The sequence below is a fragment of the Laspinema olomoucense D3b genome (assembly GCF_025370785.1).
In the GTDB taxonomy this organism is placed as follows: domain Bacteria; phylum Cyanobacteriota; class Cyanobacteriia; order Cyanobacteriales; family Laspinemataceae; genus Laspinema; species Laspinema olomoucense.
The window spans coordinates 45,251-60,559 of record NZ_JAMXFA010000041.1 but is presented as its reverse complement, the minus strand read 5'-3'; the positions used below and the strand labels follow the sequence as shown (position 1 = coordinate 60,559).

Sequence of the window (15,309 nt, the reverse complement as noted above, 5' to 3'; positions counted from 1 at the left end):
TCCCGTCTCTCCCCTATCTCCCGTCTCTCCCCTATCTCCCGTCTCTCCCCTATCTCCCGTCTCTCCCCTATCTCCCCCATCTCCCCTATCTCCCCCATCTCCCCTATCTCCCCTATCTCCCCTATCCTCCCTATCTCTCAACTAAGCCGATCGCTGTTGGTTCAAGGCATCGTAAGCGTAGGCAAAATCTTCCGTGGTAATCTGGATTTGGGTAGGATCGCTCATGCCAAGCCCCCGATAGCGGCGGATCGCTTCGACTGCGGCGCGATCGCCTAGTAAGGCCAAATCTGCTCCATTCCAACCCTCGGTAACCGTTGCCCAGTGGGACAAATCCACCTCGGATAAGGGACGTTCCTGATTGTGGACTTGCAAAATTCCTAAGCGACTCTCTACATCAGGTAAATCTACCTTGAGTTGCAAGTCGAAGCGTCCCGCCCGCAGGAGGGCCGAATCCATTGCCTCGGGCCGATTTGTCGCCCCAATGACCAGAATATTGGCCCCGGTGGCTAACCCATCTAGTTCCACGAGTAATTGTCCAACCACGCGATCGCTGACGCCGGAATCCCCAGTATGTTGACCTCTGGCAGGGGCTAAGGTATCGATTTCATCAATAAACACCACACAGGGCGAGGCTTGGCGGGCTTTGATAAACAATTCCCGAACCGCTTGTTCACTGGCCCCTACCCACTTACTGAGTAATTCCGGTCCATTGATACAAATAAAATTGGCTTTTGCTTGGGAAGCGACGGCTTTGGCTAATAGGGTTTTGCCGGTTCCTGGAGGACCCCAGAGCAGAATTCCCTTGGGCGATCGCGCTTTGGTTTGTAAATATAATTCCCGATTAATCAGCGCCCCTTCTACTGCTTCTTGCAGGGTCTGTTTAATGCTCTCCAATCCGCCAATTTCATCCCATGAAACATGAGGAGATTGCACTTCCACGGACCGCAAAACTGCTGGTTTCACGGCTTTGAGGGCTGCTAAAAAATCCCCCTGTTGAACTGTCATCGTCTCGGGAATCTCCGCCTCAATGGAAGGCACTTGACGACGCAGGGCAGTATAGGCGGCTTTTTGACAAACCGCTTTCAAATCTGCCCCCACAAATCCCGTGGCTAATTCGGCAATTTGGCCTAACTGCACTGTTTCCTCTAAGGGCATGGGGCCGGTGAGAATTTCTAATATTTCCAAGCGTCCGGCGCAGTCGGGGACTCGGAAGAGCACTTCGCGATCGAAGCGTCCCGGACGACGTAAGGCTGGATCAAGGGCATCCGGTCGATTTGTGGCAGCCAGGACAATCACCCCTTGAGTTTGAGCAAATCCATCCATTAAGCCCAACAATTGAGCTACCAGGCGTTTTTCTACTTCCCCTTCTACCTGAGAGCGATCGGGAGCTAAACTGTCAATTTCATCAATAAAAATAATACAAGGCGCACTGTTCACCGCTTGGTCAAAAATTGCCCGCAGTTTCTGCTCTGCTTCCCCGTAATATTTGCTAATAACTTCTGGCCCAACTAAATCAATATAGTTAACCCCTAATTCTGAAGCTAAAGCCCGAGCTGTCAGGGTCTTTCCCGTCCCCGGAGGTCCGACTAACAACACCCCTCGGGTCGGTTCTAATCCAATTTTTTCTAATAAATCAGGACGTTTTAAAGGCATCCCAATCAGTTCTTTAAGTTCGGCTAAAACCTCGCGAAGTCCGCCGATATCTTTCATCGAAGAACCCGATTTTTGGGACTTCGATACCCCGGGAGTCGGAGATGTAAAATTTGACCTACCACCCGTGGAACGAGGACCCGTGGAACGAGGAGGAGAGGGTTGGCGGAAAGGGCTGGCATCTACAGAAACCCCACCCGTCGAGACTCCTACATTCCCAGTCCGGGGAATTGCGCCAGTACGGGGTATGTTACTTATCGGACGAGTACGGAACTGCATATCGGCGTTGAGTTCTCCAGCTTCTATTTTCTCTTCCAAGGCTTTCGCGAGTTCTAATAACTGCTCAAACCCTTTAAATAATTCGTTCATCAATAGCTCTCCCTAATAATTAACAGTCCCGTTCTCGACCCGATTAACTGGGGTCAAAAATGCAGTGATTCACCGCACTTGGCTCTACCCTAAGATATGGAGAAAGCCCCGGAATTGTTTAAGGGAGATTACTCTAAATCTAACGATTTATCCCTTAAAGAGTCTTCCTCTAAAGGCTGATTTTAGAGGGCCTGGATCCCTATATCCCAAGGTGTAGAGTCGTTTAGATTAAATCTTAGCATTTTTTGAAACAGAGGAGGATGAAAGCTTTTGTATAAGCACTTTTATATCATGCCTGAAGCCGTGATACGCGAAATCAGCGGTTCTGCCGCCTGCTAACCCCTCACCTATACAAATCCCATCTCCATCGGAATTAAAACAACAAATTAGCAGCCCCTTGAATCCGCTCTAAAGCAGACACGGAACGCGGCAAACCGGGCAATCTAATCACCGTTTGTGCCGGAAATAATTCCCCCTCAATTTCCCCCCCCTGGCGATACCGATTATGAACCACATACCGTTGAGGCACTTCCATTTTTCGCAAGGACTCCGTTAATCGCACCTGTTCCGACAGAATCGCCGCTTGTGCTTGTACTACCCCAATAAATTCTGTATGTTGGGCATCTTTTAACTGCTTTTGGGCTTTAACAACTTGTTGCCGCAAGGTGCGCAATCGTCCCATAAATTCTACTCGCCCTAACACATTTTGGTACTGAATCCATAATTTAAAAATCCATGCCAACCAATCCGATAAAGCCGCAGGCATTTCTAAAAACCGCAATAAATGACCCGTTGGGGCGGTATCTAAAATAATTAAATCTTGTTCTTTTCTGTTTAATAAATCAAACACCTCTATTAAGGAAAGCATCTCATCGATTCCCGGCAAAGCTTGGGCGACGAGCATCCGCCATGCTTCGGGAGTATAGGCTATTTTGATGCTTCCGGGGTTCGGCCCTTCTCCACTCATCATTTGCGCTAATTCCCAAAGATAGTTCTCGCGAAATTGTTCCAGAATGACCTCGGCATCAATTTCCTGCCCACTTAAATTATTCGTGATTGGGAGCGGTTCATGTCCCAAATTTTGACCAAAAGCATCGCCTAAAGAATGGGCTGGGTCGATGGAAATGACGCGAATTTTTTTATCCGGATAGCGATGGGCCAATCCCCATCCCAGTGCAGCGGCAACGGTGGTTTTTCCTACTCCTCCTTTCCCCCCAATTAAAATTAATTGGCGACCTTCCGCGATAAAATCGGGGAAGCTGGGGGGGACTTTTTCTGGCCATTGCACGATCGCCTCGGGAGCTAAGTCCACTTGTTCTAGGGCTTGAAGTTGGGGAATCAGGGCATCGAGGGCTTCTGCTCCCAGGGGTTCGGTAGGTTGTTGGGGGAGGATAAAAACCGGGTGATTACCGGGTAGATTGATGAATTTTTGGAGTAATTTTTGTTGTTCACTATAGCGGTCTAAATCGGGCGTGGTATTCAGGACAATTTGGTTAATGAATAATCCACTACAAGGAATTAATAATTCTTCCAAGCTGGTAATAAATCGACCGGTTTCCAATAAACTCATCGGTTCGGCGATCGCCACGACTAAGCAAGCGGTAAAGCTATCATCTTGCAGCAATGCTCTTCCTTCGTTTAAATCCGCTTTTAGGTCTACCAAAAACTCATCGACTTCATCGGGATTATAGGTTCCTCTAAAGGTTTTAGACATGGCGCGATGTTTTTCTTGGAATAGTTCCAAGGAATTTAATACTACATCTAAGAAATCTTTGATGCCTAATAAATTTAAGGTATGACCAGAAGGAGCCATATCAACCACAATTCTATCTACGACTTTCTCGGTGAGTAATCGTTGAATTTCTAGCAATCCCATGATTTCATCTAATCCGGGCCAGTCTAAATCCCATACCGGGGTTAAGTCTTCTCCCTCAACAAAACTGCCCCGTTCTACTAATAATTCTAAGTATTTCCCGTATTTTGCTTTAAATTCTCCCAAGAGTTCTTTGGCATCGAGCGATCGCACGCTTAAATTCGCCAAGTCCGGTAACGCTGTGGCGGCAGTGGTTACGGGAAGTTGCAACACATCCCCTAAAGAATGAGCAGGATCGGTGGAGATTAATAAGATAGAGTCTTGGGGAAAAAGTTTAGCCCAATGTCGGGCAAAGGCGCAAGCAAGGGTAGTTTTTCCCACCCCGCCTTTACCACTAAATAGAGCCAGGTGAAGGGAATTGTACTGGGTAATCACAGCAAAATTTTTATCGGTTATATTCATAGAGATTTCTCCCCTTCCGGTTTATGAATCTGCATCTGATTATCCCATTTTTCCGGCCTCAGCGATCGCTTAATTTACACAAGGGGTATCTCCATCTGTTCCCATTTGGCCCCCAGAATCCGTCCGCGATCGCCTACCCAGTCTCCACTCCCTTCATTCAAGGGATAATAGGCAATTAATCCCGGTTCATCCCCTTGCAAGCGATGGGTAAAATCTTTGTGAATTTCTGCCTCGGTTCGCGCCACCCGCCAGAGTCTCACTTCGGCAATTTGACCGGCAAAAAAGCTATCCCGGTTTGGAAAAACCTGGGATTTACCTAAGTAGTAGTCTCCCGGAGTCTGCTGTAATCGTTCGGGGGCCGGTTGGGTGGCAAAGCATTCGCCGTTGCGGTAAAACTGATAGACTCCTCCCGCTTTCACCCAAGTGATATGAACCCACTGATCGCCGGTTTCAAAGAAGTTGAGCAAAACATTGGTATAAGGCGTTTTCTCCCCTAATCCTTGGGAGTGATACTGCAAGGCGCGATCGCCAGGACACAATGAGAGTCCCAGTTGATCCCCATCTTTCGCCTCCTTACTGAGAATCCCATGCCACTGTTCATCGTCCACGGTGGCGGGTTTGACCCACAGGGACAAGGTAAACGTGCGATCCATTTCCCCAAGTTCGGGAAGGATGACGGCATCATCCTCTCCATCAAAAGTTAGTACCGATGACACAAAATGCGAAAGGGGAAATTCCGGATCCGGGAGGGCGATCGCCACTTCCTCAATCTGCCATGTCGCACCCCGAATTCTGCCGGAATTGGGTGGATTCGCCATATCCTGAACCAGCATCCCTTCCCCTTCATTTAACGGCCAATAATGCCGCAATCCAAGCTCATCTCCCGTGACACCACGCTGCAAATTCTCCTGAATTTGTTCCTCGCTGAGTGCGACGTTCCAAATTTGAATATCCGCCATTTTTCCGCGAAAGTGCGCCACGGAATTCCCGATTCCTAACTTACCAAACCAATAGCTTGTGCTATCGGTATAGAACCGTTCCGGTGCAGCTTGGGTAGCAAATAATTTCCCATTGCGATAAAATCGATACTCTGTTCCTACTTTCACCCAGGTTAAATGTATCCAGTCTTCTTCAGAACCGGCAAAAAAGTTCAACAAGGGTGCAGCATGACGCCGGTTTGGAGAAGATGAATCGGAGGTATGATAGTATAAGGTTTGTTGGTACTTAACCCCCCAGAGTTCCGGCTTAAAAGCGGAGGGCCGCCAGCGTTTTCCCATGATGCCATAGGGGGTTGCGCCTGCGATCGCCGGTTGCAACCACAGGGAAATTGTAAAGGTTGTATCATTCTCGAAAGGGTCTTCGACTTCGATATAGTTCGTTTCCCCGGCAAAGCATAACACGGACCGAAATCGTCCATCAGGGGAACTATCACCTTTTCCAGGGGGGTTGCCTTGTCCCCAGGTGGCCCCGATGATTTTTCCCCAGTTAGCACATTTTACCCCATCGGAGGCGATCGCGCCATTGCCGTCATTGAACCCCCAGTAATGGCACAATCCCGGTTCCTCTCCGGTTAAGGGACGGTGCAAATCATGGCGAATTTCTGCGGCAGTTCGGGCGACTTTCCAGACTCTCACATCGCGAATTGCCCCAGCAAACCCATTCTCTCCCATCCCAATCAGCGCTTGAGATTGGTAAAGATAAAAGGCATCCGGTGCAGGTTGGATGGCATATAACTCGCCGTTGCGATAAAACCGATATTCTGTTCCCGTTTTCACCCAGGCAATCTGTACCCAGCGATCGGCACTTTCAAAGAACCCGTCAAGGGTATCATGATATCGACAAGTTCCTGCCTCATCAAAGGAATCATAATACAATCCCCCTTTCGGAGCAATTCCCAGTTGCAAGGGAGGTAAATGCTCTCCGGAATCATTGCTGAACAACCCACACCAACCCTGCTCCAAAAATGCGGGTTTAACCCACAAAGATAGCGTAAAAGTCCGGTTATTTTTAAAGGGCGTTTTAACTTCTACACTGCTATTAATCCCATTAAACATTAAAGCCGACTGGAAGGATTTCGCAGCAGGGATAACTTCCGGTTCCCATTCTATCCCAGTGGGAGACATTTCCCCTACTTCGTGCGGGATTTTTACCTCTTCTTCCCCACTCACTAAGGAAGTTTTTTTCCCTAAAATATCCGGTTTGGGTTCTGCCGGAGTTTCTTGGGTTAAAACATCCGGTTCCGGTTCATTTATCTCCTCATTCCCGATTTCTTTTTCTGGAATTACTGAGAAAGTTTCTTGTAATAAAATCTCCGGTTCGGTGTCATCCCCACTGTCCAAAATTGGGTTTATCAATGAGGTGTAGGCAGGCTTCGTCTGTATATCCCCACCCTTTATGCTGCCATTTTCCACCTCTTCATCCCCGATTTCTTCCGGACTTATAGGCGAAGTTGCTTCTAATAAAACATCCACCTCTGTGTTAGTTTGGAAGGGAGTGGGGAAAGGTTCCACCGCAGAAGAAACAATGGGGGTAGTGAGAGTTATTTGACCCTCTTCCCTTAAATCCTGACTCGATAGGGTGGCAATATTCACTGAATCTAACGGACGATTCCATATTCTAATTTGTGCAATTCGTCCCTGAAAAAAACAAGGACTTGCCCCACTTTGTTCCGTGGCCCCGGCCCCCACGCGCAGGGAATTACGCTCATTTGGATGAAAAGGAATGGCAGTTCGTTGCGCCACCAAATTGCCATCAATGTAGAAGAAAACCGTTTGCAACTGTTCATCATAAATTCCCGCTAAATGCGTCCAGACCCCTTTTGAAGCTCTAGGTCCAGTCAGCATCACCCAAGGCGCATCCGGTTGCCCACTACCCACCCAAAATTGCCAATTTCCAGCGGGATTCACACAGAAAAGATAGCCCCGTCTTCCCTCCTGAGCCGAACTACAAACTGAGGTTAAAATTGCTCGATAGCCAATTCCTCCTTGATAGTCTACCCACAGTTCTACCGTAAACTGCTGGGGATTAAAATCGCCTAAATAGGGAATTTCAATCCAGTCGCTAGTCCCATTAAATAAGGGGATATCTGGATAAGAATAGCCGAGGTCAACTTCTTTAGCGGTGGGTGGAACGGCAACCGAGTCATTGAAAATCATTTGGGGGGATTCGTAGCTACTAATTGAGCGATCGCATTCAGGTTAAACTCGCCTCACGATATTGTTCCCTGGGATATGGATACAGTTTTAGATTTAGGTCCAAAGGACAAGAAAGGGGGTTTCGGGCCTAGAGTTGTTAGGAATAGGCAAAAATATTGTCAAGAAACCCGGTTTCTAACCCATTCTGTCCCTCGGGTCCTGGTGAAGATAAAATCCGGTGAGTTTATCCTAATTTACCATGCGTTAAAACCTCCGCCGGAGCGGAACGTTTGTCTGCTGCCATGATTTCTTTAAACAGTTGTCCGAGAATGGTGAGGCCCTCAGCATGAGGGATTTTAGCGCGAGAGAGCAAAATATCTGCACAAACTTCTCGAAAATCGCCACTGCTGGGCAAGACGGGAATATTATTTTGGTGACAGACTGTGGCAACAATTAAACAAGCGCGTAAACCCGAGGATTTTTCGTGGGTCGTACTCCGTTCTCGAAAGGTCTTGATCAAATGCACAATCATTGCGGCATCCCCTCGGGTTAATCCCGATTTCTGGACAACAATTTCTTGTTGAGTCAGTTCATCCGGTTCGGGAATATCCAGGGTAATCAACCGATCCATTAAGGCATCCTGAGTTTCATGGACTCCGCAGTATTCCTCGGGATTGGAGGTAAAAATCACGCGAAACTGGGGATGAGCACGAATATATTCTGGTTGTTGGGCGCTGGTTGGCAGGACTAAGAGTTTTTCTTCTAAGACTGAGAGCAGCACATTATTCACTTCGGGACGCGATCGATTAAATTCGTCATAAATGAGGGTAAATCCCTCGCGGCAGGCGGTGGTTAACCGGGCATCTGACCAGGATTGACGATATTCATCTTCGACTTTAATCACGTTGTGAATAAAGTTATCTACCACTTTTTTGCGGTTGTATCCCCGTTGGTTGCCAATCAAGTCTGATGATTTGTATTCATCATCTCCAAACATTAAAACAATCGGACGTTCCAACAGATTAGCCAAATGAATGGCTAAGGTGGTTTTGCCCGTGCCTGCAGGACCGCGCAGGTGAACTGAAAATCCCGCATGGAGATAGCGCAAGGCGCGTTTGGTCAGACGATGAATGGCGGGTGTATCGACAAAATTCTGGGAAGTGGCTTGTAAAACTGTGGTCACAAATAACCTCTTTGCATCACGTCCGTTGAGTTAGCGCTTAGGGGAATTCAGGGAAACTCCACTGGGTTTGGGACGGGGTTTAAGTGGGGTAGGCGCTGTCCCCCAAACATACGCTTGCAGGTTGGTTACATAAGCACTCCGTTGCTGTTTTTCGGCACTCCAGATTTGTTCTTGTTGCGATCGCGTTTCTTCTCGAAAAGTGGCAACCTCGGCTTTTAAGTTGGCATAAAAGTCCTGCAAAGACTTACTCACTTGCGCTGCCATTTCTACTCGATTAGCGGCGATTTCTTCTAATTTGACTTGGGTCTCATAGCGTTGTTCTAAAACCTGTTGTTGCCGAACTATAATTTCCTGCTGACGTTGCACCCTAGCAGCGTTCCATTGTTCTCGCAAAGACACGACTTTTCCTCCGGATTAATAGTACCTAAATACTTGCAAAAATTTTAAAGAGATGGCCTCGTCTAACTTTTGCTTCTGGGAATACCTTCCCCTGTGAAGGGATGGGAAATACCTGCTGCTGCTTTTCAGGCAGCCAGCAGGTTTAATGTCCGGTTGCTCGCTATTTTAGAGCCCCTACAAGGGATTAAGCAGCAGGTACAGCAGCTTGTGAAGTCAGCCCTACCGCTTCGGCATATTTCAAATAGGTTTCTACCGAGGCGATGACAATTCTAGCTTCGATCGCCAGCAGTTCGATTCCCACGAGGGATACCCGTACCCATAAATCGATCACGACTCCTTTATCTAAAATGCGATCGATAACTTCGGCTAGACTGGAAGATGAGTTGACTTTTTCAACTGCCATGATGATTGCTCCAGAGTGTAAATAAAAACTTGGAATTTCCCACCCCTTGATTCAGGTGGAATACTGACTGAATTGAGTCCATTTAACATAAAAATACTGGTTTTTTATGTCAGGGATGGTTCTCTCCCCCCTCTTGCTACCCCATTCAAGAGGCAACCTTTAAAGGGACCCCTTTTACGGCGGTTTAACCCCTAAAATTAGATGAAAACCAGGGTCCGTTCGCCTTGATTTTTTATCTGTACAAGTCGAACTGAAACAACCCTCCCTCCATTTTTCCGGTGTTTTGCCGCTGTGCTGAACTCCACCCCCTTCTAACTCATTACCCCCACCGCTTTTAGGCTAATTTAGTCCAGAGTTTCTCTGAGTTTCATCCTTCCCCGAGGAGTGTTTTTTCAAGGGCTCTGGTTAGAGGCGATCGCAAAATCCTCTCCTCAGTTTGCCGCGAGTTCCACACCCCGATTCGATGGGGGATTTGTTGAGGAAATCTACTTGTGGTTATCGTACCTCAGTCGGCAACCTCAATTATCAAGGAAATTACAAATTTAACAAAACTTTAAAGAGAGATTTTTAGGGGTCTGGATGTCTGGGAGGGTCTGGGAACTCTATCTAAGTCTTTTTCTCTATCCTAGGGTTTACTCTTAAACCATGTTTAGGGAGTTTTGTCAAGAGGGGGAAAAGGATAAGGTTATGATGGAAAAAATGACTGAATTCCTTATGGACAGATGGTGGGAGCCGCTGAAGCTGTGACTAAAAACTTAAAAAATTGCAATATTTCTTTAGGATTGTTTACGAAAATATATGAGCGGGGTAACCGACTTTGATTTATAATAGTTAGACCTGTGACCATTAACAGTCAAATAGAGACAAAATTTAAGAAAACAGAGCAAGGATGCAGCCGTTTCAAAGGAATGGGGGTGTTAGAATATCTAAATAAAGTGGGGGCACTTTAAACTGAAAAAAACTGAGGTTTAGGTGGGCGATCGCAGTTTAAACAGGGAAATATAACAGAAGATATTCATTTGGTCTGATGGTTCTCATCGATGGGAGGCTAGGGCGATCGCAATCCATCCCTTCCCGGGAGTTGCTTTGGATTGAACCTAATATTAGAAGAATGGCTGAATGTAGCCAACTCTAGCCAACCGGGCACAACTCTAATTACATCCCTTTACTGAGTTAAATTCATCGTGTCTTCTAACCCGATACAGCCTTCAAGCGCTCAATCCAACTCAAATCGCACCATTGCCACCTCGACCCAAGGCTCTACTTTAGCAGATATCCTCGAACGAGTCTTAGATAAAGGAATTGTAATTGCCGGGGATATTTCTATTTCTGTTGCCACAACGGAGCTACTTCATATCCGAATTCGCTTACTGATTGCCTCCGTGGATAAAGCGCGGGAAATGGGAATCAACTGGTGGGAAAATGACCCGTATCTGAGCAGTAAAAACCAAGATTTAATCGAAGAAAACCGCCAATTGCACGATCGCCTGCAAGTCTTAGAAGCGGAAATGCGATCGCTCAAAGCCCTCACCAGCAGTCCCCCCATTCCTGACACCAACCCCGAACCCAGAGGAAGCATTGGGGAGATTTAAACCTGGTCAAACCCTTAAAAAAACCGCACCCTTATGGCATTAGCTGAAACCCCGTCCAACCCGTCCCCAATCCGCGAAATTCTCCCCACTCGTCGCGCCATTAACAGTAAAGCGGGGTTAGCATCCCTCGTCTTAACCCTGGTGGAACTAATTCGTCAATTGATGGAAGCGCAGGTGATTCGCCGCATGGACGAACAAGTGCTCAATGAAACCGAGTTAGATGCTGCTGCCGAGAGTTTGCAAAAACTAGAAGAAGAAATCCTGCGCTTGTGTGATATTTTCGAGATTGATCCCAATGATTTGAACTTGGATCTCGGAGAAGTGGGTACCCTGTTACCAAAACCAGGCAGCTATTATCCAGGTGAACCGAGTCAAGAAGCTTCCATTTTAGAATTACTTGACCGACTCTTAAATGTCGGAATTGTCGTCCAAGGGGACCTGGATCTAGGTGTAGCCAACCTGAATTTAATTCAGGCGAAACTACGGTTAGTGCTTACCTCTCAACCGCTGTAACTGTTGTTAAATAAATTAGAACATAAATTAACATGAGTTTAGGGTTTTATCTATACGGAATTTTGCCCCAACCCCTCCCAGACACCGTGGCGATCGCCGGACTGGATCGCGAACCTGTTCATAACCAAATCATTGAGGGCTTTAACTTCCTCTATTCTGAAGCAAAACAAACCAAATATCTAACCTCCCGACGCAATTTGTTAGGCCATGAAAAAGTATTAGAAGAAGCCATGAACGCGGGATTTCGCACCTTACTTCCCCTGCGGTTTGGATTAGTCGTTAAAACTTGGGATACGGTCATCCGAGACTTAATTGAGCCTTATCAAGGGAAACTGGAAGCACTATTTCAGAAATTGGAAGGACGGCGGGAAGTCAGTATCAAAGTATTTTGGGAGAGTAAAAGCGAAATCGAAGCCTTACTAGAGGAAAATCCCAGTTTAAAACAATTGCGGGATGCCAGCTTAGGAAAAGCTTTAAGCATGGAAGAAGTCATTAATATTGGTCAGATGATAGAAAATAGCTTAAAGTTTAGAAAACAAGCGGTGATTGCTGCATTTCAAACCGGATTAAATCCCTTAGCGGAAGAAATCAGTGAAAGCGACCCAATGACCGAAGAAATGATTTATAATGCTGCCTATTTAATTCCTTGGGACCGGGAACTGGAGTTTAGTGAAGCAGTAGAGGCGATCGATAAAAACTTTGGCGATCGCCTGCGAATTCGGTATAATAACTTTACCGCCCCTTATACCTTTGCCCAACTCGAATCAGAGGGATAATCTCATGCTATTTGAACTGTTAACTTTTCCCATCTCCGGACCCCTTGGCGGCATCGTCTGGTTAGGGGAACAACTCCTAGAACGAGCAACCAGCGAACTCGATGATATTCAAAATGTTCAAAAACAGTTATTAGCCTTACAACTCGCCTTCGATATGGGCGATATTTCCGAAGAAGACTTTGAAATTCAGGAAGAGGAACTGTTGCTCAAAATTCAAGCAATGGAAGAAGAAATCGAAGCGGAACAGTCAGAAGAAAGGGAACCCGAAGAGTTTATCAGCGAGGATGGTTTATCTTCATTCTCCATCACCGTCCTCGATTAATCCCAACCCGGGAGGACTGTTAAAAATAAAACAAGGGGGATGGAGATTCCACCCCCAATTCAACCCGAGTTTAATATTCCAGATGAAATGTTTTAAACGGGTTAGAATTCCCCCGATTAATCGGTTCAGAAAGGGGAGTTCGAGACGGGATTGAATGGTCCTGAATGGGCTTAATTTCCCCCGGAATAGCCCCTACACCCTTTCCAGAAGATGGCTGCAAGTCCTGCATCGCCTTTTGCTTCGCCTCAATTTGACTATCCAATAGACTTAACTGAGAATTCAACAACTCCATGCGCTGTTTAATCATCTGAAGCTCATGCTGGATCCGCTGTCGCTTTGTCGTCATTTTATACAGTTCAACTTGTTCCCCCGCCTCGCAGTTTTGGCGATGAGTGGGACTAATTTTCGGCGGCATTGAGGAGGGCGGTTTAATTCTAGGCATAGGTTTTCTGGCAGACTCTAGCTTATGATACCCAACTTAAATGGCGATCGCCACTTTTGGGTTAATTTTGACCGCAAATTCGGGAGTCACCGCAATATAACCAACCCACGCCAAAATCTCTAAACCAACTTGTAGATGAGAGTTTCCACACCTATCCTCAACTGTTGCACCCTGTCAGATGAAAACCCCAACAGTCCAACCCCCCTGAAGAAAGTGGGCTTTTTAGAATTTTGCAAGAAATCTATTTAATTCCCTCATCTCCCCTAATTATGGTAATATAGCCGTTAGCCGAGTTGTTCGGGTACAATTGTGTCGGTGAGAGCATCAAGCTTCCCTATGTCCTAGGGAAGCTCAATGTAAGTGAGTTCCACAGTGGCTGACGTGAAACGCGTACAGGCTATTGCGATCGCTTTTCTGACTCGTGTAAATGTCCGTACCTCATGAGTCTGCGAATCGCTATAACAGGGCTGCTCAGGTTGGGCAGCCCTGACCGGGGTGCTACTATAATTATAACCCAAAATTTGGAGTGTAAACAATTATGCTTGTTTTTTTAGTTCCGCTTAAAAGCCAGGAAAAATCGGCTTCCTGGGAAAAAGTTTGTCTGCTATTTGAAAGAACTGCTCGCTCGATTTGTAATCAAACTTGCTCTGATTTCCAAGTAATTGTTGTTTGTAACCAACGACCCACAATTAATTTTTCACATCCTAAGATTAAGTACCTTGAAGTAGATTTCCCTTACCCCAGCAATCAACCGAACTATTTGGCACAAGCCCGGACGGATAAAGGTCGAAAAATTTTGGCTGGATTGATTGCAGCCAAAGAATTTTCTCCATCCCATATCATGAGTGTTGATGCGGATGACTGCGTGAGCAAAAATCTGGCTCAATTTGTCAAAAATAATTTTTCCGCTAATGGGTGGTATATCAATCAAGGATATAAGTATTTAAACAATGATTCTGTTATTTATCTAAAGCCCTGGAATTTTCATCGAATTTCCGGAAGTTGTAATTTGCTTCGTTATGACCTTATGGATGTTCCCGAAAATCCAGAATATAACAGAGGCTACGGATCCTATAAATTCTATATAGATCATCAAAAAGTCAAGGATGTAATGGCCCAAAGAAATCACCCGATTAAGCCTCTTCCATTTCCGGGTGCTGTTTACATCATTGGGACCAACGAAAATCAATCAAGAAATGAAAACAACTTGAAATTTAATTTTTTGACTCGTCGGAAGTTAACGCCAGAAATTTGTGAAGAGTTTGGTCTGGCTAGACTTGAAAATTAAAACATTCCATGGAGGGTTGAGTTGATTATATCTGCTTGAGTTGATTACATACCGATCCGGCGACATCATCGCGAAATGGCATCTAAGACCGAATCCAAAGAAAGAAGTCCTAGAAAAAAAGTCCAAACGAAAGCCCAAAAAGCCGACCATAAATCAAGCCCAACTCCAAGCCAAACAGCACCAGTTTACTACAGATGTTAAAGCACTACTGGGGAGGGTAATTCCCACGATGATTGTCGGTGCGATCGGGAGGATGGTAAGTTTTTCGTCAAAGATGAAAAACTTACCATTGCTAATGGTGGCCGCATATTACTCTGGGTTCTGTGCCATGAATACCCCCGTCAGGGTCGGCGGGTTTTCCTAGTCTATATGCCCTTCTCAGGAACTGTGACTGACGGGATTAATGGCGGAAATGGTTTCTGGATTCTATAGAAAACCTCGGGTTTTATGATGATTTTTATAGAGTCTCCATCAGTTTATATCACTGGGAGTAAGCCTGCCTTTTAGGGGCACTCTCATTCCCCGAAAATTTGAATCAGCAAGTTACGTTTTCGGGGGCCATCTAAATCAATTAACATCACCGATTGCCAAGTTCCCAAGGCTAAATTGCCCTCAACGATGGGAATGTATTCGCTATTGTTGAGGGTGATTGCCATCAAATGGGAATGTCCGTTGATAGGTTCATCGGGAGGGACGACGCGCAGATGCAAATCGTTATGGAGATATTTGGCATCGGGAGGGGCTAATTTTTCCAGATAAACTTTGATATCATCCAGCAATCTTTCTTCGTACTCGTTAATAAATAAAGCGGTTGTGGTATGGCGAGCAAATACCAGAACGTAACCATTTTTAACCGGGTTGGCGGTGAGTAATTCTTGGATGTAAGAATTTAGGTTATAAATGCTGATTCCCCCTTGGGTTTCAATATCGATAAAATGGTTCGTGATAGTCATTAAAGATTGC

Annotated in this window: 13 protein-coding genes; 5 read left to right on the top strand and 8 right to left on the bottom strand. The window is 46.0% G+C overall.

What is annotated here, in order from left to right; genetic code table 11:
• Positions 1-141: 141 nt before the first annotated feature.
• From NG792_RS23620 to gvpA, 6 genes are all read right to left on the bottom strand, one after another.
• Complete coding sequence (locus NG792_RS23620) at positions 142-2,019, bottom strand: AAA family ATPase (RefSeq protein ID WP_261237009.1); 1,878 nt, start codon at positions 2,017-2,019, stop codon at positions 142-144.
• A gap of 373 nt (positions 2,020-2,392) precedes the next feature.
• Positions 2,393-4,294: an ArsA family ATPase gene (locus NG792_RS23615; protein ID WP_261198587.1), complete on the bottom strand. Its 1,902-nt coding sequence runs from the start codon at positions 4,292-4,294 to the stop codon at positions 2,393-2,395.
• Positions 4,295-4,368: 74 nt separating this feature from the next.
• Positions 4,369-7,449 (bottom strand): LamG domain-containing protein, encoded by a 3,081-nt coding sequence (locus tag NG792_RS23610; RefSeq protein ID WP_261237008.1) that lies wholly within the window; start codon positions 7,447-7,449, stop codon positions 4,369-4,371.
• 223 nt (positions 7,450-7,672) lie between these two features.
• On the bottom strand, positions 7,673-8,611 hold the full coding sequence (gene gvpN, locus NG792_RS23605; protein WP_261198585.1) for a gas vesicle protein GvpN: 939 nt from the start codon (positions 8,609-8,611) through the stop codon (positions 7,673-7,675).
• A gap of 30 nt (positions 8,612-8,641) precedes the next feature.
• On the bottom strand, positions 8,642-9,010 hold the full coding sequence (locus NG792_RS23600; protein WP_261198584.1) for a hypothetical protein: 369 nt from the start codon (positions 9,008-9,010) through the stop codon (positions 8,642-8,644).
• 184 nt (positions 9,011-9,194) lie between these two features.
• On the bottom strand, positions 9,195-9,413 hold the full coding sequence (gene gvpA, locus NG792_RS23595) for a gas vesicle structural protein GvpA (protein ID WP_254567340.1): 219 nt from the start codon (positions 9,411-9,413) through the stop codon (positions 9,195-9,197).
• A 1,184-nt stretch (positions 9,414-10,597) separates the two neighbouring features.
• Between gvpA and NG792_RS23590 the strand changes: the two genes are divergently transcribed.
• Genes NG792_RS23590 through NG792_RS23575 form a run of 4 tightly spaced genes read left to right on the top strand, consistent with a single transcriptional unit; the run spans position 10,598 to position 12,616 of the window.
• Complete coding sequence (locus NG792_RS23590; RefSeq protein WP_435387611.1) at positions 10,598-11,005, top strand: gas vesicle protein; 408 nt, start codon at positions 10,598-10,600, stop codon at positions 11,003-11,005.
• A gap of 33 nt (positions 11,006-11,038) precedes the next feature.
• On the top strand, positions 11,039-11,518 hold the full coding sequence (locus NG792_RS23585; protein WP_261237007.1) for a gas vesicle protein K: 480 nt from the start codon (positions 11,039-11,041) through the stop codon (positions 11,516-11,518).
• A gap of 32 nt (positions 11,519-11,550) precedes the next feature.
• Positions 11,551-12,294, top strand: a complete 744-nt coding sequence (gene gvpF, locus NG792_RS23580) for a gas vesicle protein GvpF (RefSeq protein WP_261237006.1) — start codon at positions 11,551-11,553, stop codon at positions 12,292-12,294.
• Between the two features lie 4 nt (positions 12,295-12,298).
• Positions 12,299-12,616, top strand: coding sequence for a gas vesicle protein GvpG (locus tag NG792_RS23575; RefSeq protein ID WP_261237005.1), 318 nt, complete (start codon positions 12,299-12,301; stop codon positions 12,614-12,616).
• Positions 12,617-12,686: 70 nt separating this feature from the next.
• On the opposite strand, the gene NG792_RS23570 is transcribed toward NG792_RS23575, so the two are convergent.
• Complete coding sequence (locus tag NG792_RS23570) at positions 12,687-13,058, bottom strand: prefoldin domain-containing protein (protein ID WP_261237004.1); 372 nt, start codon at positions 13,056-13,058, stop codon at positions 12,687-12,689.
• 538 nt (positions 13,059-13,596) lie between these two features.
• Here NG792_RS23570 and NG792_RS23565 point away from each other — a divergent pair.
• Complete coding sequence (locus NG792_RS23565) at positions 13,597-14,346, top strand: glycosyltransferase family A protein (RefSeq protein WP_261237003.1); 750 nt, start codon at positions 13,597-13,599, stop codon at positions 14,344-14,346.
• Positions 14,347-14,861: 515 nt separating this feature from the next.
• Here the strand turns inward: NG792_RS23565 and NG792_RS23560 are convergent.
• Entirely contained in the window at positions 14,862-15,299 is a 438-nt protein-coding gene (locus tag NG792_RS23560) for a secondary thiamine-phosphate synthase enzyme YjbQ (protein WP_261237002.1), read from the bottom strand.
• Positions 15,300-15,309: the final 10 nt, after the last annotated feature.

Bases quoted from the DNA above. Each gene is read 5' to 3' on its own strand.
- NG792_RS23620 (WP_261237009.1), bottom strand. From the start codon at position 2,019: ATGAACGAATTATTTAAAGGGTTTGAGCAGTTATTAGAACTCGCGAAA.
- NG792_RS23615 (WP_261198587.1), bottom strand. From the start codon at position 4,294: ATGAATATAACCGATAAAAATTTTGCTGTGATTACCCAGTACAATTCC.
- NG792_RS23610 (WP_261237008.1), bottom strand. From the start codon at position 7,449: ATGATTTTCAATGACTCGGTTGCCGTTCCACCCACCGCTAAAGAAGTT.
- gvpA (WP_254567340.1), bottom strand. From the start codon at position 9,413: ATGGCAGTTGAAAAAGTCAACTCATCTTCCAGTCTAGCCGAAGTTATC.
- NG792_RS23585 (WP_261237007.1), top strand. From the start codon at position 11,039: ATGGCATTAGCTGAAACCCCGTCCAACCCGTCCCCAATCCGCGAAATT.
- gvpF (WP_261237006.1), top strand. From the start codon at position 11,551: ATGAGTTTAGGGTTTTATCTATACGGAATTTTGCCCCAACCCCTCCCA.
- NG792_RS23575 (WP_261237005.1), top strand. From the start codon at position 12,299: ATGCTATTTGAACTGTTAACTTTTCCCATCTCCGGACCCCTTGGCGGC.
- NG792_RS23570 (WP_261237004.1), bottom strand. From the start codon at position 13,058: ATGCCTAGAATTAAACCGCCCTCCTCAATGCCGCCGAAAATTAGTCCC.
- NG792_RS23565 (WP_261237003.1), top strand. From the start codon at position 13,597: ATGCTTGTTTTTTTAGTTCCGCTTAAAAGCCAGGAAAAATCGGCTTCC.
- NG792_RS23560 (WP_261237002.1), bottom strand. From the start codon at position 15,299: ATGACTATCACGAACCATTTTATCGATATTGAAACCCAAGGGGGAATC.